The organism is Myxococcus sp. NMCA1, from assembly GCF_026810205.1.
GTDB classification, from domain to species: Bacteria; Myxococcota; Myxococcia; order Myxococcales; family Myxococcaceae; genus Myxococcus; species Myxococcus xanthus_A.
In genome coordinates this window covers 8,687,892-8,707,492 of the sequence record NZ_CP113950.1, presented here as the reverse complement: position 1 = coordinate 8,707,492, position 19,601 = coordinate 8,687,892, and the positions used below count along the sequence as shown (strand labels likewise).

Sequence of the window (19,601 nt, the reverse complement as noted above, 5' to 3'; positions counted from 1 at the left end):
TATGCTTCTTGGGTTCAAATGTAATCAAGGTGCAATTGGTTTCCAGGTGCGAAAATGCGAAGGCCCACGGCGGGGGAGGAGGAGGAAGCTCCCGCCGTGGGCCCCGAGGACGCTTCGCCTGTCAGATCAGTGGTGGTGACCCGCCTCCTCGATGATGAGGGTGAAGGCGGCGTTGGAGGGGAGGATGGAGCGGAACTCCAGGTGGTACTCGGTGTTGGCTTCGAGGTCCGCGACGGTGGCCGCCTTCAGGCTGGAGCAGACGTCGGTGGGGACGGTGTAGCGGCACTCGCGCGCCACCTCGGTGCCGGTGGCGGCCTCGAAGATGCGCAGCCCCCGGTTGCGCGACAGGATGAAGGCGAACTCACCCGACTCGTCCGGGAGGAACGAGACGCGTCCGGCGTAGTTGAACGGCGAGCGCTTCGGCAGGGTGACCTGGTAGGCGGTGTGGGCCTGGCTGACATCCACCAGGACGGGCGCGCCCAGGGCGGCGGCGGTGACGGGCTCGAAGGGGCCGTATTCGGCGTGGTAGCACGCGTGCTCCACGACGTGCTCCAACTCCTCGGGCTCCTCGCAGGCGGGGAGCATGCTGAGCAGGGCGTCCTCGCTGCTCTCCAGCGCGGCGGCCTCGGGAGCCATGGGGGACTCCTCCTCGACGGGGGTGCCGCAGCCGGCGAGCAGGACGGCCACGCTGGTGGCGAGCAGGGACTGCTTGAAGGGGAACTCCAGCTTCATGGTGGTTGCTCCTTGGAGGGGTACTGCGGGGTGACAGAGGTGTGTGGTCAGGGCGTGGCGGGACGCAGGACGAGCCACGCGGCCACGACCTCGCCCGAGGCCCGGCGCTCGGGGGGCAGCTGCATGTGCGTGGTGCCCTTGCCGAGCCGCAGGTCGGCGGTGCGGCGGAAGGACTCCTGGAATGAGTCGCTGTCCGGAAAGGTGACGCGCGCGACGGAGCGCGGCCGCGCTGTGGGGGCCTGGGCGAGCGGGGTGGAAGCCTCGGGCTCCGCGGCCTGGGACGGAAGCTCCACCGGCCGGTGAAGCCAGGCCGCGACGGCGCAGGCCAGCGCCAGTCCCGCGAATCCCATACTCCAGATGAGTCGGCTCACGATGACGCGCCCTCCTTCGCGGAAGGACAGAGCTCTGCCGTCCCCGCCAGATCCCCATTCCAGGAACGCTCGCGACAATCTGCCATCTTGAGTCACATGCAATCAAGTTGCATTTAACGGGCGGAGCGGTGGCGTGGGGACGTGCGCGGAGGACGAAGCGCGCCGCGGGTGGGTCTCAGAAGACCCTGTATTTCTTGTGTTTCAGGAAAGTTGGTTGCCGGTCACGAACCTCATCCACTAGGACCGTTGCACGCGCTCGGTCCGCGCGTGCGGCCGCCCCGCATGGCCGCCCCTCTCACGCCGAGGTCACTCCATGGGATTTCCGTCCTTCTTGCTGCGCGTGGTGGTGCTGGTCGTCTTGGCTGTTCCCACGTGGGCCCAGGCGGGCTCATATCTGCGCGCCGTCAGCTGGAACCTGCGTCACGAGGGGTGGACCGCGGAGCAGACGTACCGCGAGGACGCGGAGCAGATCTGGCGGCAGTACGGCGCGAACAGCAATTCCAACAACGGCTGTGACCTGGTGTTCCTGCAAGAGGTGATGAATACCAGCGTGGTTCCGGCCATCGTGGCGGAGCTCAACGCGGTCTCCGGCGTGAAGTGGCGCTATGCGCAGACGCCGCTCATCGGGCGCTCATCGTACAAGGAAATCTACGCGGTGCTGTACCGGGAGGACACGGTGTCACTGCTGTCATCCAGTGTGTACGACGACACCGGCGACACGTTCGAGCGCGAGCCGCAAATCGTCCGCGTGCGGCACACGCCCACGGGCGCGGACTACACGTTCATCAACTGGCACACCGTCTGGGGCAACCCCGCCGACCGCGACGCCGAGGTGAAGCAGATCGGCGCGGTGTTCAAGTCGGTGCAGGACGCCAGCCGCACCGACCAGGACGTCATCCTGGTGGGGGACCACAACATGGCATGCACGACGGCGTCCTGGGCGAACCTGGTGGCGCTGTCTCCCACGGTGACCTGCCAGCTGAACGTGGCTACCACCATCAACCTCAGTGGTGGCTACGTGAATGCCTATGACCACTTCTGGATGCAGCCCGAATACGTGACGGAGTTCTCCGCGGCGGGGCGCGACTACATCGGGGACACGCGGGACTTCGTCACCCGCCTGTCGGACCACGCGCCCATCTACCTGACGCTGTATTCCACCAGCGATACGGACTGAGACCCTTGAAGCATCGCGCATGGGGTGTGGGGGGCGCCGCGCTGGTGTTGGCCGCGCTCGCGATGTGGTGGCTGTGGCCCGCGGACGTCGCCGCGCCGGTGGCGCCTCCCCGCGCACCCGCTGAGCGCGTGGCAGCCGCGACGCCCGTGAATCCGCCGCCACCCGTGGCGCCGGAGCCCTCGCCCCCAGAGGGACTGCGTCTGCGCGTGGTGCTGCAAGGGGATGTGCCCTTCCAGGGAGAGGCCCGCGTGGGCGTGGCCTCCATCTCCGACGCGGACCGGCACATGTGGGAAGTGTCGAAGCGCGAGGGGCGCGCGGGCGCCGGGCCTGGGCGGCTGGAGGACCTGGCCAATGTGTCGGAGTGGCGGCCCGTGGAGGTGACGCCGTCCGCGACGGGGGGGACGTTGGGACCGGTGCTCGTGCCATTGGCACCGCTCTACCGGGTGGTGGCCTGGACAGCGGATGGAACGTTCTGGCTGAGCGACGTGGTGCCCGAGGAGGGGGCCTCCACCGGTGTCGTGGAGGCCGTGCTGTCTGCCCGGGCGCCTACCGGTGTGCGGGTGCGGCTCGCGGGAGTGCGACCCGAGCATGGCCCGTTCTCACTTCGTGTGGTGCGTGGCGTATCCCGGGACGCTCGCGACGCTGAGCGCGCGAGCGAACTGTTGCCCGTGATTCGGCATGTCGCGCCGGACATCGCTTCCGCGCTCTCGGACGGAGTGGCGCTTCCGCTTCTCGTGGGGAAGTCGCTGGAGTTGCTGCCATTGCCCACGGACCCCTCGGTGAGGCTGGTGCTCCGGAGCGCGGCGGGGCGGGAAAGCCGGTGGGTGGAGGTGCCTCTGCGCGAGGGACGTTTGGAGTCGGTGGTGTTGGACGTGGGCTCGCTCTTTCCCGAGGGCGTGGGTGACACGGTGACGCTGCGGGGGAAGGTGGAGCTGGAAGGAACGTTCCGTCCACCGGAAGGCGCGAGGTTGTTGGGTCCAGAGGACGTGGAGATTCCGCTCGCGCCGGATGGGCGTTTTGTCGTGTCGGGGCTGCCGTCCTGGGAGCCGTCCCGCTTCCGCGTCGAGGTGGCGTCGCCGGTTTCCAGGCGTCCGGTGGCCGCGACGGAGCAGTCTTTCGATTTCAGGCCCGAGCCGGGTGTGAGTGATGCCGAGGTGACGTGGCGCGTGAAGGCCTACCGCTGGCTCGTGCTGCGCATGGATGCCGCCATGCGGGCACAGATAGAAGCGCGGACCCAGAAGCCCTATCCCGTGTTCATCCTCCAGCGGTGGCGCCACGAGAAGCAGTGGGAGCTGGCCTCCGCCGGCGCATACATCCAGGAAGAGGATGGGATGGCCGTGTCCATTCTGGAGCCGGGGCGCTATCGAGTGCTGGTGTCCTTCTCTGTTCTGGAGGTCTACAGCAGCACCGCCGCGGACGTGGGCGAGGACAGGGTGGACGGCACCGTCACCTTCAGGGTGGACATGGAGGGGAACGATTGCGAGGTGCTCGTCACGGATGGGCGCAAGCCGGTGTTCGGCGCGCGAGTCACCGCCTCCAGTGACGTGGGCTCACTCCCTCCCACGTGGGGACTCACGGATGCGCAGGGACGTTGGCGGTTGGGGCGCGTGAGGCCGTTCGGCCTTCACCTGGAGGTGGAGGCGGAGGGATACGCGCCCTGGACAGGGGAAGTCGCCGAGGCCTGTCGGCGAAGGGGCGAGGTTCGCGTCCATCTTTAGGGGAGACCCCGCTCGCGGCGATAGCCACGAGCAGGGCCTGGGCCGCACACGTCAGGCCGCGTTGGCGATGATGGCCATCATCTCCTCGCGAGTACGCCTGGGCGCCGCGGCGGGCTCCAGCTCATCGGCCGTGGGGGCATCCGTCTCGCCCTCCTCGGCGGCGGCCAACTCCGGCGCGCGGTTCTTGCCGCCCAGGGCTTCCACCCACCCCTCCAGCAGGTCCATCAGCGCGCTGCGCTGTTCCCCCTCCAGCGGCATCAGCAGCCGGGCCATGCGCTCCTGAACCACCGAGTCCGCCTGCTCCGCCAGGGCGCGGCCCTGCTCCGTGAGCCTCACCCGCACGCGCCGCCGGTCATACCGCACGGAGCGCTCGCGTTGGACGAGCTGCGCGGCCTCCAACCGGTCCAGCAGCCGGCTCAGCCGGGGCGGAGCAATGCCGCCCAGCCGCTCCGCGAGGATGTTGACGGGAAGGAGGCTCTCCGCCTTCAGCCACCAGATGGCCTGGACCTCCATCGGGTCCAGCTCGGTATGGGGTAGGGCACCCAGGGGACTGCCCAACGCACCGCAGCGCGCTACGTCGATGAGCAGATTCCTCAACCGCGCCACCTGCACCCGCACTTCCGCCGAGAGCTCGGACATCCTGGTCGCCTCCGTCTCTCGGGCGTCATCGTCCCTCCGGCCGAGGAGTCCCGATGAACGCCCGTCTTCCAAGGGGGCAAAGGCCCCGCCTGGGCGATCAACGGTCCGGCGCGGAAGGCATATCGGACCCACCGAAAGAAATGTGCGGGGCGCGGTCCGTCAGGCGCCGCTGGCCTTCTTGCGCTGGGCCTTCGCCTTGGCGTGAGCCTTGTCGAAGCCCTCGTAGAAGCGCACGGCCTGCTCTCCCACCATCTGGATGTGCTGGTTGTTGAAGTAGGCGGTGACGGGCGCGGCCACCAGCGGCATGGCCCGCCCCAGCGTCTGCATGCCGCCCTTCTCCAGCAGCATGGCGGCCAGCTTCCCCAGCACCTTGGGACCGGCGCGGGGCAGCGGGCCCAGGCCGTTGGCGTAGCCGAACAAATCCAGCATCTCCCCGCGCGCCCGCTCCGTCTTGAGGTTCACCTTGTAGAGGGTGGCCACGTCCGTGAGCAGGATGATTTGCAGGTACGCCATGAAGAGCAGGTCCGCCGGCAACGCCACCAGCCCGAACACCCCGCTCACCCCACCCACCATGCTGGCGAGGTTCTTCTTCTCGTCCACGATGCGCTGGGCCAGCTCCCGCGGCGACGCCTGCGGGTAGCGCTTCTCCAGGGTGGTGATGCGCACACGCGAGCGCGCCACCTCCTGCAGGACGATGTCCGACAGCCGCGCCGAGCCGAGCTTCTTCAGCTCCGCCGGAGTCATCTTCTTCATGAAGGCCAGCCGCTCGGCCACGCTGTCGTAGATACCCATCCCTCAATAACCCCGCTCGGACAGGTAGAGGTCCACCAGCGCGCCTTCTTCGTACCAGGCGTGCCGCATCTCCACGTTGAACCAGCGCGAGTCCGGCTTCGGACCGCGCACCTCCAGCTTCACCTGGTTGGGAGAGGTGTCGATGATGGCCGCGCGCGCCCTGCACGCCGAGCCCGGGTCTTCGCCGTAGCCACCTTCGAGGCAGATCTCATCACCCACCGAAAGCCGGCGGGTGTACTCGGTGGCCAGGTAGAGGGCGTCATCACACGAGCCCCGCGCGGAGGACGCGCCCAGCGCTTCGCACCGGCTCTGCGGCGGCGCCTTCACGACAGGGATGACCCCGTAGAGCGGGTCGTCGTTGTTCGGATCCGGACGGAAGGCCCCCGTGCCCGTACAACCTGTCAGCACCAGCGAGAGCGCGCCAGCGCTCACCCACGACCGCCTCATCGTATCGACTCCTCCGGGGCCCATGACCCCACCCTTTAAGAATGGGTGGAGCATGGCAAAAGGCGTTCGATGGGGCAAAGCAGCCAGCGGGACACCGCGGCGCGAGACGTCAGGCCGACCGGCGCTGCGGGCCCGGAATCTCCTTCGTCTGCCCGGGCACCACGCGGTTGTCCTTGTCCACGAACACCACGGTGGGCTTCCAGTTCGCCACCTCGGCCTCCTCCACTTCCGCGAAGGTGGCCAGGATGACCAGGTCGCCCGGCTTGTTCAGGTGCGCCGCCGCGCCGTTGATGCAGATGACGCCGCTGCCGGCCTCGCCTTCCAGCGCGTAGGTCTCCAGGCGCGTGCCCTGGGTGATGTTCCAGACCGCGACCTTTTCGTTCTCCACGATGTCGGCGGCGCGAAGCAGGTCGCGGTCGATGGTGACGGACCCTTCGTAATCCAGGTCAGCCTGGGTGACGGTCGCGCGGTGGATTTTCGACTTGAAGAGGATGCGGCGCATGTGTGTCTCGACCTTGGAAAAGCGGCAAGGACGCCCCACCGTAACGTCTGAGGCGCCCTGGGACAACCCTGTGTTCAGTTCCCCTGCCCGCAGTGCAGGCAGGCGTCACTTAACGAAATTGACGAGCTGATTGAGACTCAGGGGAACGCTCTGGGATTCCGAGGTGAGCTTGCCGTCCAGGCGAACCTGCGCATTTCCGCCCGAGCGCAGGGCCAAGGCCGCGTTCGCCGCGCGAGCGAAGTTGATGGTGAGGGGCAGGGTGACCTGCTTCGTCCCGCTGCCGTCCAGCTTGCCCAGGTTTCCGGTGGACAGCGTGCCCACATCCGCGCCCGCCACCTTCAGCGCGCCGGTGATGCCGGCCACCGGTAGCGGGAAGCTGTTGCGGTTGGTGATGGACAACGGGAATTCCACGGTGGCGCCGGACAGGGTGATGTCCTTGATGCGCGGCGCCTGGAAGGACACCTGCGGAATCTTGGGGACCTCGAAGGTGCCCTCCTTCGCCAGCGGGAAGCTCAGCACGCCGATGGGCGTCTTCACGCCCAGCGTGCCCTGGGCCTTGAAGGCGGCCTTGTCCTGCTTGAGGAAGGTCTCCAGCACGGGGACGATGTCCGCGAACTTCACGTTGGCGGGGAAGACGAGCTCGCTCTTGCCGTTGGCCTTGAGCGCCAGCCCCGAGCGTGGCTTGCCGGCCACCACCTGCTTGCCCTCCACGAAGAAGGCGTAGTCCACCTCGGCCAGGTTCAACCCGAAGCCGTTGGGGTTGTTCAGCTCGTAGACCAGGTTGATGGTGGCGTCGGACAAGGACGCATCCGCGAGCCGGGCCGTCTTGAAGGAGAGGGTGGGCTTCTTGAAAGCCCCCTTCAGCATCTTCTGCAAGGCGGCGCAGCCACTGAGCGTGGTGAGTCCAAGGACGGCCAGGAGGAGAAGGGCACGTTTCATGGTGGGCATGGGCGTATCACCGGACGCACCTGCTCCGCGCGGGATTCAATGCAATGCCGTAGAGGTGGTATGTGAGGTGCCTCCCGTACCCAGATGGAGGCACCCTTGCCCGGGGTCCGTGCACACATCTCCTCCCATCTTCCGCCCTGGCGCGCCTTGCTGGCCCTGGGGCTACTGGCTGCGGCATCGGTGTCCTGTTCCAAGAGCAACCAGGACCCCGCGGAGCGGCGAACGCTGTCGTTGAAGCCCTGCCGCCTGGAGGGGCTGGCCACGCAGGCCCAGTGTGGGACCTACGAGGTCTTCGAGGACCGGGCCGCTCGCACGGGCCGCAAGATTCCCCTTCGCGTGGTGGTGGTGCCGGCGCTGGCGGCGCAGCCGCAGCCGGACCCGCTGGTGCTGCTGGCGGGTGGACCGGGCCAGTCAGCGTCGCGCTCGACGCAGGTGTTGATGGCGGTGGAGCGCATCCGCCGCAAGCGCGACATCGTGCTGGTGGACCAGCGGGGCACGGGGGACTCGAATCCGCTGAACTGCAAGACGGACTCGCCGGAGGACGGTCTGTCCTCGAGGCTCGAGGAAGGCAAGGCGGCGGAGGAGGTGCGCAAGTGCCGCGAGGGCTGGGACGCGGACGTGCGCCACTACACCACGCCCGTCGCCATGGATGACCTGGACGAGGTCCGCGAGGCGCTGGGCTACGAGAAGCTCAACCTCTGGGGCGTGTCCTACGGCACGCGCGCGGCGCTCGTGTACATGCGGCAGCACCCGGAGCGCGTGCGGACCGCCATCCTGGACGGCGTGGCGCCCATGGGGTTGTACCTGCCGCTGTTCGCGCCCCGCGACGCGCAGCAGGCGCTGAACCGGCTGCTGGCGAACTGCGAGGCGGACGCGGCGTGTACCCAGGCGTATCCGAACCTGCGGTCCAGGACGGAGGCGTTGCTGACGACGCTGGAGACCACGCCCGCGCGCACCCAGGTGGCGCACCCGCGCACCGGTGTGTTGGAGGAGGTCGTCCTGTCGCGTCGCGCCTTCCTGGCGCAGCTTTTCGCGCAGCTCTACAGCCCGGAGATGTCCTCCCTGGTGCCGTTGATGCTGGACCGGGCCACGCAGGGAGACTGGTCCCCTTTCGTCGCGCTCAGCGTGGGCCTGACGGAGAACCTGGGACGCACGGTGAGCCATGGCCTCTACTTCGCCGTCGTGTGCGCGGAGGACGCGCCCTTCTACGACGAGGCGGCGTTGGTGCGCGAGTCGCAGGGCACCTGGTTCGGTCCGACCATGGGCCGGGAAGTGCTCTCCGTCTGCGCGGACTGGCCGCGTGGGAGCCTGCCCCAAGGCTACCGCGAGCCGGTGGTGTCGTCGGTGCCCACGCTGCTCTTGTCGGGCGAACTGGACCCGGTGACGCCGCCCGGGTGGGCCGAGGAGGCGAAGCGCACGCTCTCCAACAGCTTGCACGTGGTGGTGCCCGGCGTGGGCCACAACACGATGGGCGCGGACTGCGCGCGCACGCTGATGGTGGACCTGCTGACCCAAGGGAGCGTGGAGGGGCTGTCGTCCGCGTGCGGCGCCAAGCTCACCCGTCCCCCCTTCTTCACCTCCTTCGCCGGCCCGGTGCCGTGAGGACGCGCGCGCCATGATTGAAGCCAGGAACCTGCACAAGCGCTTTGGCAAGAAGGTGACGGCGGTGGAGGACGTGTCCTTCACGGCGGAGGACGGCGTCATCACCGGCCTGCTGGGCCCCAACGGCGCTGGCAAGACGACGACCATGCGCATGCTCTACACGCTGGTGCGGCCGGATCGCGGCACCGCGCTGGTGGACGGCGTGGACGTGGTGCAGCGGCCGCAGGATGCCCGGCGGGCGCTGGGCGTGCTGCCGGACGCGCGTGGCCTCTATCCGCGCCTCACCGCCCGCGAGCACGCGCGCTACTACGGCGAGCTGCACGGCCTGTCTGGCGCCACGCTGGACAAGCGCGTGGACGAACTGCTGGACCTGTTGGACATGCGGGACATCGCGGACCGTCGCACGGAGGGCTTCAGCCAGGGCCAGCGCGTGAAGGTGGCCATGGCGCGGGCGCTGGTGCACGGGCCTCGCAACGTGCTCTTGGACGAGCCCACCAACGGGCTGGACGTCATGAGCACGCGCTCGGTGCGCACGCTGCTGCGGCGGCTGAAGGATGAAGGCCGGTGCGTGGTGTTCTCCAGCCACGTGATGCAGGAAGTGGCCGCGCTGTGTGACCGCATCGTGGTGGTGGCGCACGGGCGGGTGGTGGCGGACGGGACGCCGGATGCGCTGCGCGCGAGCACCGGCAAGGACAGCCTGGAGGAGGCCTTCGTGGCCACCATCGGCACGGACCAGGGGTTGATGCAATGAGCGGGCTGTCCTTCGCCGTCTTCCGCAAGGAGCTGAAGGACCACCTGCGCGACAGGCGCTCGGTGCTCACCGCGTTGATGTGGCCGCTGATTGGCCCCGTCGTGTTCATGGTGATGTTCAACCTGCTGGCCTCCTGGTACCGGCAGGACCGGCCGCTGGCGTTGCCGGTGGTGGGGCGGGAGCACGCCCCCAGCCTGATGGCCTTTCTGGAGCGCTACGGCGCGCAGCTGGAAGAGGCGCCGGAGGACTACGAGTCGCGCATCCGGGCGGGCTCGCTGGACGCGGTGCTGGTGGTGCCGGACGACTACGCCGAATCGTACTCCGCCGGGCGCACCGCCGAGGTGCAGCTCGTGGTGGACAGCTCGCGCCAGTCCGCGCGCCAGTCGGTGCTGCGCGCGCGGGGGCTGCTGGAGGCGTATGCCCAGATGCTGGGCAACCAGCGCCTCTATGCGCGTGGCGTCTCGCCGGACCTGGCCATTCCCGTGCGGGTGCAGGAGGCGGACCTGTCCACGCCGGAGCGTACCGCGGCGGGGCTGCTCAACATGGTGCCGCTCTTCCTGGTCATCGCCGCCTTCGCGGGCGGCATGCAGGTGGCCAGCGACGCCATGGCGGGTGAGCGCGAGCGCGGCTCGCTGGAGCCCCTGCTGCTCAACCCGGCACCCCGGAGCGCGGTGGTGACGGGCAAGTGGCTGGCCACCGTGGTCATGGCCGTCGCGGCGGTGCTGATTACGCTGGTGGCCTACATGCTGGTGGTGCGGCGCGTGCCCTTGGAGGACCTGGGGGTGAAGGCCCGCTTCGACGCGCCCGCCGCCCTGGGCATGGCCGCCGCCGTGCTGCCGCTGGCCCTGGCCGCCTCCGCCGTGCAGGTGTGGGTGTCCACCTATGCACGCTCCTTCAAGGAAGCGCAGACGTACCTGTCCCTCCTGATGGTGGTGCCCATGCTGCCGGGCATGGTGCTGGCCCTGTCGCCGCTCCAGCCGAAGATGTGGATGTTCGCGGTGCCGGTGCTGGGCCAGGAGGTGCTCGCGGGCGAGGTGATGCGCGGTGAGCCGATGGGCGCGCTGCCGTTCCTCATCGCTGGCGCGTCCAGCATCCTGCTCACGGTGTTGTCGCTGGCGGTCACCGCTCGTTTGTTGACCCAGGAGCGCATCGTCTTCGGCCGGGGCTGACGAGAGGGTCCCCAGCGCGCCGCTGTTGCGTTACGCTCCGCACAACCTCTCAGGTGTCACTGTCGGCGGGTGGCGCTTGGGCGGCGGCCTGACATGACAGCCACGCGCCTTTGCCTTCCAATGGGGCCAGATGAAGCCAGAGCAAGATGCCTTGTTCCCTCCCGCGCCAGTGTCCGTGGCCACCTCCGGGGGGGAGCCCCGATTCGGTACCTACCAGGGTGAGCTGCCCGAAGTGGACCTGCCGCGCCTGCAAGGGCAGTGGGCCCCGGGCCGCACCACGCGTCTGCTGAAGCGCAAGCGTTGGCACTACACCTTCGCGGCCACGCCCGAGGTCGCCGCGCTCTGCGCGGTGGTGGACCTGGGCTACACGTCGAGCGCCTTCGCGGTGGCCCTGGACTTGCGCGAGCGCAAGCCGCTGTGTGACGTGAGCTTCCTGGGCACGCCCGGCCCCATGGTGGAGCTGGGCGACAAGCCCGGTCAGGGCCTCAAGGCCTCCTTCCGCACGCTGGGCGGACGGCTGTCGGTGCAGCGCGGCGAGGACGACGAGCGCTACCGGGTGGCGGTGGACGTCAGCCGGCTGCGCACCGGAAGCCTCCAGTCCTTCCAGTGGGAGGGCGACTTGATGGTGGCCGGCGGCCCTCCCGCGCTCACGGTGGTGGCGCCGGTGGAGGGTGACGGGCTGGTGAACGTCACCATGAAGAGCAACGGCCTGCTCACCTTCGGCAGCCTGGAGGCGGGCGGGAAGCGCTTCCGGTTGGACGGAGGCGTGGGCGGCATGGACTACACGCAGGGCTACCTGGCGCGGCACACTGCGTGGCGCTGGGCCTTCGCGGCGGGGCGGCTGGCGGACGGCACGCCGGTGGGCATCAACCTCGTGGAGGGCTTCAACGAGGGCAACGCGGACGCCAACGAGAACGCGCTGTGGCTGGGGGACAAGCTGTACCCGCTGGCGCGCGCCCGCTTCGAATACGACGCGAAGGACCTGATGGCGCCGTGGCGGCTGGCGACGGTGGATGGCGCGGTGGACCTGCGCTTCCAGCCCCTTCATGTGCACCGCGAGGACCGGAACGTGCGCCTCGTCGTGAGCCACTTCGCGCAGCCGGTGGGCTTCTTCAACGGCACGGTGCGCGTGGGGAGCCGCACGCTGGAGTTGTCCAACGTCCCCGGCGTCACCGAGGACCAGGACATGCTCTGGTGAGGTGTCCGCCCCGCCTGCGGTGCGCTTGGAGGACACGCGCCGTTTCCTCCAACGCGCTGCTGCTCGCGGTGGCTTGGCGTGGATGAAGTGACGCGGGAGTCCTTCTTCGCTCGGTTGTGCTGCGCGCCGCGCCTGAAGCGTCCAGGCGTTTGCTTCAGGGCGGTGGGACGGTGTGGACGAGTTCGGACGTGAGGCGGCCCTCCGGGAGGATGCGCTCGGTCCACTCGAATGCGCCGCTCGCGTTGGCCCGTGCCTCCTCGCTGGTTGCACCCATGGTGACGGTCAGGGCTCGTGGCCCGGCGGAGGGCGCCCGGCGCAGCACGACCTCCGTGGGCCCGGAGAGCAGCTCCGCCGGACGGTAGACGTCGAAGGACACTTCGGACGCTTCGCCCGTGAGCAGCCCTTCGCGCACGCCCATGCGGACCATCGCCTGGGTGGCGAGTCCTCGCTTCGACGTGAACGTTCCCTTCAGCGGCCGGGTGCCCTGCCGTCCCTCATAGCGATACACCCTGGTGGGCGTCGCGCTTGGAGGGGGCTTGGGCTGCCGCTCCCGCCGGAGCGTCACCTGGAGCGTGAGGCTTCCGTTCTCGGCATGGGCGTGGCGCTGCTCCAATAGTTCGCCCGCGTCATCCGTGATGGTGGTGACGGTGCGGTCCTCCGCGCGTGGGCCATTCGAGGCCCCTGGTAGCAGCAAGCTCGAGGAGGCTTCCGTGCGCTGCGCGCCACCGTCCAAGCTCCGCCCGGTGCGCCAGTTGAAGCCCGCGAGCCGGCCATCCAGCTTCAGCACCCGAAGTTCCGCCATGGGCGCGGGCGCCCGAGGATGGCCCGGCACCTGGAGCGTGGAGGCCATGCCCGTCGTGATGCGCTGGAAGGTGCGCGCGTAGCCGGGCTCGTCATGCGCGCAGAGCAGGGGCAGCTCGGGGCTCGCGCTCACCATCAGCTTCAGCCTGCCCGCGCCCACACTGTCGCCGGACGTGGCCACTTCATAGTCCACGTCCACGAACATGACCGGCGCACCCGCGACGACGGAGACGTCCGTGGGAGTCAGGCTCCGCACGGTGACGCCCTTGTGGCCCTGCACCGCCTTCGCCACCGCGAGCACCGCGCCCGCCGCGTCGATGGGGCGCTCGTACACGAAGCAGCTCAGCGGCGCCTCCGTGCCCAGGGGAATCTCCAGGCGCGTGGAGCCTTCGTGCCGCGTCAGCTTGGGCGCCGCCACGGCTTCGACCTCGGCCGTGAAGATGCCCTCCGTGGACGTCACGCGCTGCTTGGGCAGCGGAGCCAACTCGCGCGCGAAAGGGCCGGTCGGCGGGGGTGGGGGCCTTGCTGGCGCGGCGGGCGTTTGCGGCACGGAGGGTTCCGGCCGGACCGTCGTCACGGACGGCCCGGCACAGGCGGAGGAGAAACACAGCAGGAGCGCGAGACGTCGCATGACGAAGCCTGGAGCCGCGGCCTAGCCGGAAGTGGCCCGGGCGCGGCGTGACGCGACGATGTCGCGGAAGGAGCGGCTGCGCAGCTCCTCCAGCGTGAGGCCCGCGGCCAGCACCTCGTCCTGGGTGAGCGCGCCGCAGCTCAGGCCCCGCAGGAAGAAGTTGAGCAGGCCCTGCCCGGTGGCCGCGTCGTCGAAGACGTCTCCCACCAGCGTGGCCTGCGCGGCCTTCTCCATGAAGGCCCTGAGCCTGCGCGAGGCCGCGTCCAGCCCCTCCAGGAAAAATGCATACACCGCCGCGTAGCGCACGGGGAGCTGGCCCGGGTGCAAGTCCCACCCCTGGTACCAGCCCCGCTCCAGCGAGTGCCGGATGTGCCGGTACGACAACTGCCAGACCCGGTGAACCGCCTCCATGTTCTCCCGGCGCTCGGTGGGCAGCAGCGGCTCGTCCTCCTTCGCCCGGTGCGGTGGCACCGGCATGACGTTGGTGGCGCCATCCGCCAGCCGGATGCCCGTGCCCGCCAGCGACACCTGCACCAAATCCCGCAGGAAGTCGCAGGCGGGGTGCAGCATCGTCTGTGCATGCGCGCTGACGCCCAGCGCGGCGGTGTAGTCGTACACGCCCAGGTGGACGCTGGTGCAGCGGCCCGCGCTCGCGGCCACCAGCGTGGGCAGGTGCAGCCGGCCCTGCGGGTCGAAGAGCGCCTGGGGTGTCTCCACCATCAGCTCGATGCCCACCGTGCCCACCTGCAGCCCGTGCCGCGTCTCCAGCACCTCCAGGACGCGAGCGAGCGCCGCCACCTGCTCCGGCAGCGACACCTTGGGCAGCGTGACGACGAAGCCGGGCGGCAGCTTCCCACCCGAGCGCTCCAGCAGCGTGGTGAGGAACAAATCCAACGTGCGCGTGGCGCGGTCGAACAGCTCCTCGGTGAAGGACTTCACCCGGATGCCGATGAAGGGCGGCAGCAGCTCCTGGGCCAGCCCGCGCGCCATCTCCTCCGCGGCGGACACGGCGTGCCCGTCCTCCTCCGCGTCGGAGCGGTGCCCGTAGCCGTCCTCGAAGTCGATGCGCAGGTCCTCCACCGGCTCGCGCTCCAGCTTGGCCACCACGCGCGCGTAGACGCGCTGGGCGAAACGGCCGCGCTGGGGCAGTCCCAGCCCGTGGGCCAGCACGGGCGCATCCGGTGCGTACGACTTGAGCGTGTTCAGCGCGATGCCGCCCAGCTTCCGGGCCGTCTCCGCCCGGAAGAGGTGCGCGCCGCCGTACACCACGTGCACCGGCTGCCGTTGGGTCGAGTCCCCCGGGTAGGCGCGCTCGAATCCCGCGTTGGCCTGCCGCAGGGCCTCCCGCACACCCGAGAGGCTCGCTTCTGTCAGCGTCGTCTTCACGGCTGGCGCTTCAGCCACGCGGAGACCTCGGGCATGCAGCGCTCACGCAGCGCCACATCCTGGGACAGCCGCTCCAGCGTCTGCGCCGTGGCCTGCTGCGCCTCGGGGATGGGCTGGGCCTTGAGCAGGGCCTGCATCTGCTCCAGGTGCTCGCGCGTGCGCAGCATGCCCATGGCCTCGACGATGCGGCGCAGCAGCATGGGGGCGCCGCCGGTGCGGGCCACCACGTCCTTCCATTGCGTGCGCATCTGCGCCCACCACGCGTCGCGACCGACGCGGTTGCCCAGCAGCCCCGCCACGAAGCTGGCCACGTCCTGCGTCTTCACCGTGTCCGTGTAGAGCAGCCCGCGCGCGCGCTCGGTGAGCTCCGGGGCCTCGAAGGCGGTGAGCGCCATGAGGTAGCGGCGCTGCGTGGCCGGGTCGGGCTCGGACGGAATCTTCTGGAGGAAGGTGTCGAAGAGCGCCGCGTCGCCCGCGCGCGCCACCATGCCCACTGCGGCGTCCAGCAGGTTGGGCTCCAGCGCGTCCCGCTGTCCCAGGAGCATGCGCTCCACGCGGGGTCGGGCCTCGGTGAGCGCGTCCTGGCTGCGCGCCAGGCCACCCACCGCGCGCACCAGCGACGCGCGCCGCAGCTTCACCGGGTCCGCCTCGTTCGGCGCGGACTGCCAACCCAGCTTCTTCAGCCCGGGCCCCAGCAGCTTCTCCACCCACGCTCGGAAGCGGACCTGGTCCTCGCCGTCCGTCAGCCGGCCTTCAATGTAGGCCAGCCGGCCCACCAGCTCGTCCAGGACGGAGTCGTCCTCCTCGTCACCGAAGCGGCCCACCAGGTCCAGCAGGTCCGCCACCGACGCTTGGCCCGCGCGCACCAGCGCCCACTGGTCCGCCAGCAGGGCGGTGCGCTCGGAGGGGGCCAGCGACTTCAGGTTCGTCGCCAGCTTCTCCAGGCCCGGCTTGTCGTAGGCCACCCGGTAGAAGCCGGTGGAGCCCGCGTTGGCCGTCAGCCACTTCACTGCGCCTTCGCCCTCCAGCTTCACCGTGGCCTGGGCGTCCCGCAGCAGCACGCGCTGCTCGCGCACGCCGGTGCTGTCCTCGTAGCGCAGCACCACCGGCACCGGCCACACCTCACTGCTCTGCACACCGGGCTCGCTGTAGAAGCGCCGCTGCGACAGCGACAGTCCGCGCCCGTCCAGCGTCGCCGTCACCAACGGGAAGCCGCTCTGGCCCACCCACGCGGTGGCCAGCTCCTCCACCGGCTGCTCCGCGGCGTCGCCCAGCGCGTTCCACAAGTCTTCCTTCACCGCGTTGGCGCGCGCGTGCTTGCGCATGTACTGGCGGATGCCCTCGCGGAAGGCGTCTTCCCCGAGGAAGCCCTCAATCATCCGCAGCACCGCGCCGCCCTTCTCGTACGTAATCGCGTCGAAGCTCTCACCGGCCTCGCCCGCGTTGCGCACCTCGCCGTGGATGGGGTGCGTGGACTTGAGCGCGTCCAGGTGCAGCGCGCTGGCGCGGTGCGCGTCGAAGTCCAGCCACATGCGCCACTCGGGGCGCCACTGGTCGACAATCTTGAAGGCCATCCACGTGGCGAACGCCTCGTTGAGCCACAGGTCGTCCCACCACACCATGGTGACCCAGTTGCCGAACCACTGGTGTGCCAGCTCGTGCGTCACCACCTCCGCCACGCGCTTCTTCACCGACAGCGGCGCGGTGGCCGGGTCCAGCAGCAGCGCCACCTCGCGGTAGGTAATCAGGCCGGCGTTCTCCATGGCGCCGGCCTCGAAGTCGGGGATGCCCACCTGGTCCACCTTGGTGAAGGCATACGGCAGCCCGAAGTAGTCCTGGAGCCTGGGCAGCACCGCCAGCGCCACGTCCTGGCCGAAGCGCGTCAGGTGCGCCTTCTCCGGCAGCGCCCAGGTCCGCACCGGCACGCCCTGCACGTCCTGCGCGTCCGTGCCCACCAGCGGGCCCACCACCAGGGCGATGAGGTAGCTGCTGAGCACCTCCGTCTCCTGGAACGTCACCGCGCGCAGGTTGCCCTCCTGCGTGTCCTTCACCACCGGGCCGTTGCCCAGCACGGTGAGCCCCTGCGGCACGCGGACGGTGAGGGCCCAGCGCGCCTTGAAGGCGGGCTCGTCGAAGCAGGGGAAGAGTCGGCGCGCGTCGGCGGCCTCGAACTGGGTGGCCGCCACCTTGCCCGCCTGGTACAGGCCGCGCAGCCCTTCCGTGAAGCGCCCCGTCCACGCGACGTCCAGCGACGCGGCGCCCGTGGGCAGCGCTTCATCGAAGCGGAGCACCACCGTCTCGCTCGCCTGCGCGGGCTGGATGGAGGCCGGCTTGCGCTGCTGGCCACCGGCGCGGAACGTCACGTCGCTCAGCTCCAGGGCGATGCCGTGCAGGATGATTTCGTTCGACGGCGCCGCCACGTCCAGGTCGATGGTCTGCTGGCCGGAGAAGGACTTCGCGTCCAGGTCCAGGGTCAGCGTGGCCGCGTAGCGGCGGGGACGGATGGAGGTCGGCAGGCGGAAGTTCTTGTCTTCGGTCGGATGCGCCATAGGGACGCGGAATCTAGCCTCCGCGCCGCCGCCTGCCTGGACTTATGTCAGGGGTGTCCGCCGTCACACCCTTCCTGGCCCCGGAACGCCGTGGCCGGGCCGGGCGGGGCACCAGCTGGTGGAAGAGGCTGGATTCCCGCTGGAAGAAGCCTTCCGTGTGGAAGGAAGCGGGCAGCTCCAGCAGAAGAAAGTCCAGGTGGTGACACAGCTCGTGCAGCAGGGTGCGCAGGTAGGTGCGGAAGGCCACCACCCGCGCGTGCTTCGCGGTCCGCATCCACAGCTGGATGCGAGGGCGACGGCCCCGCTCCAGGGTGTACATGCCGTGCAGCTCGCCGGTGGTGGAGGAGGGGCGGACCTCCAGCACCTCCACCCGCGGCGCGAACAGGTCCAGCCGCTCGCAGAGGGCGTCGCTCAGCCGGGCGGTGGCGTGCTCGGTCTCCGGTTGCCGGCCCGTGGCCAGGGCTTCGCGCAGCGCGGCCACCAGGGGCTCCAGCGTCCGCGGCTCGCGGAGCCGGAGCGCGCTCACCGAGTCACTCATCCGGTAGACGCGCTGCTGGGCGGGGGTGAGGGTGTCGTAGTAGGCGAAGGTCACGGTGCGCCGGTCCGGCACAAGCTTCCCACCCGCGCCCGCTGCTGGCTACAGGCCGCCGGCCTCCAGCGCGCCGCCCAGCCTGGGGAAGGGCTGGGTGAGCTGGGGCAGGGCGAGGCCGGAGCGGGCCACCGTGTTGCTGACGATGACCCAGTCGCGCGGCGGTGTTCTCGTTTGCCGTCCACGGGGCGGGGCACATACCTTCTGCCGCGCGTGGAAGGACGTTCTCAAGAGAAGGCCCCGGCTTGCCCGGAGCCACGCGAGCAGGTGCTGGCGCTGCTGCGCCGGTACGGTTGGAACGCCACCTCGTTCCAGGTGCTGCAGCCCGGCTTCCGGTACTGGTTCGACCCGGCGGGCGACGCGTGCGTGGCGTACGTGGACACGGGCGGTGCCTGGGTGGCGGCCGGGGCGCCCATCGCCGCGCCGGAGCGGCTGGCTTCGGTGGCGGAGGGCTTCCGCGTGGCCGCGCGAGCAGTGGACCGGCGCGTGTGCTTCTTCGCCACCGAGCCGCGCTTCATGGAGCTGGCCCCCATGGCGTCGCTGCCCATCGGCGAGCAGCCCGTCTGGGACCCGGCCCACTGGGACGACGTGGTGCGGGGCAGCCGCAGCCTGCGTGAGCAGCTTCGCCGCGCTCGCGCGCGAGGCGTGAAGGTCCGCGAGGTGCCCGTCACGGAGCTGGGGGACCCGCTGCACCCCACGCGGCGAGCGGTGGAGCTGTTGAAGGCGCGCTGGCTGGCGTCCCGTCGCATGGCCCCCATGGGCTTCCTGGTCCAGCTTCGTCCCCACGCCTTCGCGAGCGAGCGGCATGCCTTCGTCGCGGAGGTGGAGGGCGAGGTGGTGGGCTTCCTGTCGGTGTCGCCCGTGTATGCCCGCGAAGGCTGGTTCCTCCAGGACCTGCTCCGGGACCCGGAGGCGCCCAATGGCACCGCGGAGGCGCTGGTGGACGCGGCCATGCGCGCGGCGGCCGCCACCGGGCGGCGCTACGTGACGCTGGGACTGGCGCCGCTCGCGGGGCCCGTGCGGCCATGGCTGCGACTGGCGCGGGCGTGCGGCCGGCCGCTCTTCGATTTCGAGGGCCTGCGCGCCTTCAAGGGGAAGTTCCGCCCCGACGCCTGGGTGCCCATCCATCTGTCCTATCCCGAGCCCCGGGGCGGGCTGGCGGCGGTGTACGACGCGCTGCGGGCCTTCGCTCAGGGCGGCCTGTTGCGCTTCGGCATCGCCACGCTGCTGCGGCGTCCGCGCCTGCTGGTGCACGCGCTCGCCGTGCTGCTCGTTCCGTGGACCGCGCTGCTGGCGCTGCCCTCCACGGCGCGCTGGTTCCCGTCCGTCCAGGTGCAGTGGGCGTGGGTGGTGTTTGACGTGGGCCTGACGGTGGGGCTCTTCTCGTTGGTGCGGCGTTGGCGGGACTCCCTGGCCACGGTGCTGGGCGGGCTGACGGCGGCGGACGCGTGTCTGACGTTCGTCCAGGCCGTCACCTACAACGTGCCGCTCGCCCGGAGCCCGCTGGACGGGGCCATCATCGCCCTGGCCGTGCTCGCGCCAGCGACGGCGTCCGGGTTGCTCTTCAGCTCCCGCGACCTGCGCCTGCCCGGACGCTAG

At 70.1% G+C, this 19,601-nt stretch carries 19 protein-coding genes; 7 read left to right on the top strand and 12 right to left on the bottom strand.

The window, feature by feature from the left end; all coding sequences use genetic code 11:
• Positions 1 to 126: 126 nt before the first annotated feature.
• Positions 127 to 732: a hypothetical protein gene (locus tag OZ403_RS36075; RefSeq protein WP_237080021.1), complete on the bottom strand. Its 606-nt coding sequence runs from the start codon at positions 730 to 732 to the stop codon at positions 127 to 129.
• Between the two features lie 47 nt (positions 733 to 779).
• On the bottom strand, positions 780 to 1,103 hold the full coding sequence (locus OZ403_RS36070) for a hypothetical protein (RefSeq protein WP_268782884.1): 324 nt from the start codon (positions 1,101 to 1,103) through the stop codon (positions 780 to 782).
• A 313-nt stretch (positions 1,104 to 1,416) separates the two neighbouring features.
• Between OZ403_RS36070 and OZ403_RS36065 the strand changes: the two genes are divergently transcribed.
• Positions 1,417 to 2,280, top strand: a complete 864-nt coding sequence (locus OZ403_RS36065) for a deoxyribonuclease I (RefSeq protein ID WP_268782883.1) — start codon at positions 1,417 to 1,419, stop codon at positions 2,278 to 2,280.
• A gap of 5 nt (positions 2,281 to 2,285) precedes the next feature.
• Positions 2,286 to 3,998, top strand: coding sequence for a carboxypeptidase-like regulatory domain-containing protein (locus OZ403_RS36060; protein WP_268782882.1), 1,713 nt, complete (start codon positions 2,286 to 2,288; stop codon positions 3,996 to 3,998).
• Positions 3,999 to 4,049: 51 nt separating this feature from the next.
• On the opposite strand, the gene OZ403_RS36055 is transcribed toward OZ403_RS36060, so the two are convergent.
• From OZ403_RS36055 to OZ403_RS36035, 5 genes are all read right to left on the bottom strand, one after another.
• A complete protein-coding gene (locus tag OZ403_RS36055; RefSeq protein ID WP_174260614.1) occupies positions 4,050 to 4,637 on the bottom strand; it encodes a MarR family winged helix-turn-helix transcriptional regulator in 588 nt (195 codons plus the stop codon).
• Between the two features lie 159 nt (positions 4,638 to 4,796).
• Positions 4,797 to 5,429: an EcsC family protein gene (locus OZ403_RS36050; protein WP_140795724.1), complete on the bottom strand. Its 633-nt coding sequence runs from the start codon at positions 5,427 to 5,429 to the stop codon at positions 4,797 to 4,799.
• Between the two features lie 3 nt (positions 5,430 to 5,432).
• The gene (locus tag OZ403_RS36045) at positions 5,433 to 5,876 is read right to left on the bottom strand and encodes a hypothetical protein (RefSeq protein ID WP_140795723.1); all 444 of its coding nucleotides are present in this window, start codon (positions 5,874 to 5,876) and stop codon (positions 5,433 to 5,435) included.
• Between the two features lie 109 nt (positions 5,877 to 5,985).
• A complete protein-coding gene (gene panD / locus OZ403_RS36040) occupies positions 5,986 to 6,378 on the bottom strand; it encodes an aspartate 1-decarboxylase (RefSeq protein WP_011556755.1) in 393 nt (130 codons plus the stop codon).
• A 105-nt stretch (positions 6,379 to 6,483) separates the two neighbouring features.
• On the bottom strand, positions 6,484 to 7,326 hold the full coding sequence (locus OZ403_RS36035) for an LEA type 2 family protein (protein WP_140800235.1): 843 nt from the start codon (positions 7,324 to 7,326) through the stop codon (positions 6,484 to 6,486).
• Positions 7,327 to 7,410: 84 nt separating this feature from the next.
• Between OZ403_RS36035 and OZ403_RS36030 the strand changes: the two genes are divergently transcribed.
• From OZ403_RS36030 to OZ403_RS36015, 4 genes are all read left to right on the top strand, one after another.
• A complete protein-coding gene (locus tag OZ403_RS36030) occupies positions 7,411 to 8,928 on the top strand; it encodes an alpha/beta hydrolase (RefSeq protein WP_140800234.1) in 1,518 nt (505 codons plus the stop codon).
• Between the two features lie 13 nt (positions 8,929 to 8,941).
• The gene (locus OZ403_RS36025; RefSeq protein ID WP_140795720.1) at positions 8,942 to 9,679 is read left to right on the top strand and encodes an ABC transporter ATP-binding protein; all 738 of its coding nucleotides are present in this window, start codon (positions 8,942 to 8,944) and stop codon (positions 9,677 to 9,679) included.
• A complete protein-coding gene (locus OZ403_RS36020; protein ID WP_140800233.1) occupies positions 9,676 to 10,848 on the top strand; it encodes an ABC transporter permease in 1,173 nt (390 codons plus the stop codon). Before OZ403_RS36025 ends, OZ403_RS36020 begins: the two co-directional genes overlap by 4 nt.
• Before the next feature lie 130 nt (positions 10,849 to 10,978).
• On the top strand, positions 10,979 to 12,046 hold the full coding sequence (locus OZ403_RS36015) for a DUF2804 domain-containing protein (protein WP_268782881.1): 1,068 nt from the start codon (positions 10,979 to 10,981) through the stop codon (positions 12,044 to 12,046).
• 154 nt (positions 12,047 to 12,200) lie between these two features.
• Here the strand turns inward: OZ403_RS36015 and OZ403_RS36010 are convergent, their stop codons facing one another.
• The 5 genes from OZ403_RS36010 to OZ403_RS35990 all read right to left on the bottom strand — a co-directional run bounded on the left by OZ403_RS36010 (position 12,201) and on the right by OZ403_RS35990 (position 18,233).
• Positions 12,201 to 13,331 carry a hypothetical protein gene (locus OZ403_RS36010; RefSeq protein ID WP_268782880.1) on the bottom strand — a complete coding sequence of 377 codons (1,131 nt, stop codon included), beginning with the start codon at positions 13,329 to 13,331 and terminating at the stop codon, positions 12,201 to 12,203.
• A 168-nt stretch (positions 13,332 to 13,499) separates the two neighbouring features.
• Positions 13,500 to 14,864, bottom strand: a complete 1,365-nt coding sequence (locus OZ403_RS36005; protein WP_268782879.1) for a DUF6986 family protein — start codon at positions 14,862 to 14,864, stop codon at positions 13,500 to 13,502.
• Entirely contained in the window at positions 14,861 to 17,413 is a 2,553-nt protein-coding gene (locus OZ403_RS36000) for a M1 family metallopeptidase (protein ID WP_268782878.1), read from the bottom strand. The genes OZ403_RS36005 and OZ403_RS36000 overlap by 4 nt, the downstream gene beginning before the upstream one ends.
• Before the next feature lie 13 nt (positions 17,414 to 17,426).
• Entirely contained in the window at positions 17,427 to 18,005 is a 579-nt protein-coding gene (locus tag OZ403_RS35995) for a Wss1p-related putative metallopeptidase (RefSeq protein ID WP_140795714.1), read from the bottom strand.
• Between the two features lie 45 nt (positions 18,006 to 18,050).
• Positions 18,051 to 18,233, bottom strand: coding sequence for a hypothetical protein (locus OZ403_RS35990; RefSeq protein WP_140795713.1), 183 nt, complete (start codon positions 18,231 to 18,233; stop codon positions 18,051 to 18,053).
• A gap of 36 nt (positions 18,234 to 18,269) precedes the next feature.
• Here OZ403_RS35990 and OZ403_RS35985 point away from each other — a divergent pair, with 36 nt between their 5' ends.
• Positions 18,270 to 19,601: a DUF2156 domain-containing protein gene (locus OZ403_RS35985; RefSeq protein WP_268782877.1), complete on the top strand. Its 1,332-nt coding sequence runs from the start codon at positions 18,270 to 18,272 to the stop codon at positions 19,599 to 19,601.

Bases quoted from the DNA above. Each gene is read 5' to 3' on its own strand.
- OZ403_RS36075 (WP_237080021.1), bottom strand. From the start codon at position 732: ATGAAGCTGGAGTTCCCCTTCAAGCAGTCCCTGCTCGCCACCAGCGTG.
- OZ403_RS36065 (WP_268782883.1), top strand. From the start codon at position 1,417: ATGGGATTTCCGTCCTTCTTGCTGCGCGTGGTGGTGCTGGTCGTCTTG.
- OZ403_RS36055 (WP_174260614.1), bottom strand. From the start codon at position 4,637: ATGTCCGAGCTCTCGGCGGAAGTGCGGGTGCAGGTGGCGCGGTTGAGG.
- OZ403_RS36050 (WP_140795724.1), bottom strand. From the start codon at position 5,429: ATGGGTATCTACGACAGCGTGGCCGAGCGGCTGGCCTTCATGAAGAAG.
- OZ403_RS36045 (WP_140795723.1), bottom strand. From the start codon at position 5,876: ATGAGGCGGTCGTGGGTGAGCGCTGGCGCGCTCTCGCTGGTGCTGACA.
- panD (WP_011556755.1), bottom strand. From the start codon at position 6,378: ATGCGCCGCATCCTCTTCAAGTCGAAAATCCACCGCGCGACCGTCACC.
- OZ403_RS36035 (WP_140800235.1), bottom strand. From the start codon at position 7,326: ATGCCCACCATGAAACGTGCCCTTCTCCTCCTGGCCGTCCTTGGACTC.
- OZ403_RS36030 (WP_140800234.1), top strand. From the start codon at position 7,411: ATGGAGGCACCCTTGCCCGGGGTCCGTGCACACATCTCCTCCCATCTT.
- OZ403_RS36025 (WP_140795720.1), top strand. From the start codon at position 8,942: ATGATTGAAGCCAGGAACCTGCACAAGCGCTTTGGCAAGAAGGTGACG.
- OZ403_RS36020 (WP_140800233.1), top strand. From the start codon at position 9,676: ATGAGCGGGCTGTCCTTCGCCGTCTTCCGCAAGGAGCTGAAGGACCAC.
- OZ403_RS36015 (WP_268782881.1), top strand. From the start codon at position 10,979: ATGAAGCCAGAGCAAGATGCCTTGTTCCCTCCCGCGCCAGTGTCCGTG.
- OZ403_RS36000 (WP_268782878.1), bottom strand. From the start codon at position 17,413: ATGGCGCATCCGACCGAAGACAAGAACTTCCGCCTGCCGACCTCCATC.